The following is a 285-nucleotide window of genomic DNA, read 5'->3' as shown; positions in this document are numbered from 1 at the left end:
TTCATATCTTGATATTACAAGCTCTAAGTCTTCAATCTCTTTACTTAGAGCCCTTTGCTCTGTTTCGTATTGGCTATTAAGTATCTCATATCTACTACTTGGTATTTTTTCTAGTATCATATCCTCGTAAATACGGCACATAAGCCTTTCTAACTCTTGTATCCTCGACTTATTATTAATTAGCCTTACTCTTTGTTTTTCTATCTCTACTTTTTCCATTTCTTCCATTTCATTTTGAATGGAACGGGTAAAGGCTTCATTATCTTCATCAAGATAATTTTTTAT

1 pseudogene is annotated in these 285 nt (G+C 31.6%); it reads right to left on the bottom strand.

Annotation, left to right across the window (positions count from 1 at the left end):
• Nucleotides 1-285, bottom strand: a pseudogene (locus HMPREF2782_RS06290) (hypothetical protein); the annotation flags it as partial.

Origin of the sequence: Anaerococcus sp. HMSC068A02 (assembly GCF_001811125.1) — a bacterium.
Taxonomy (GTDB): Bacteria; Bacillota; Clostridia; order Tissierellales; family Peptoniphilaceae; genus Anaerococcus; species Anaerococcus vaginalis_C.
The sequence above is the reverse complement of the archived record's forward strand: the minus strand, read 5'-3'. Positions and strand labels throughout refer to the sequence as shown.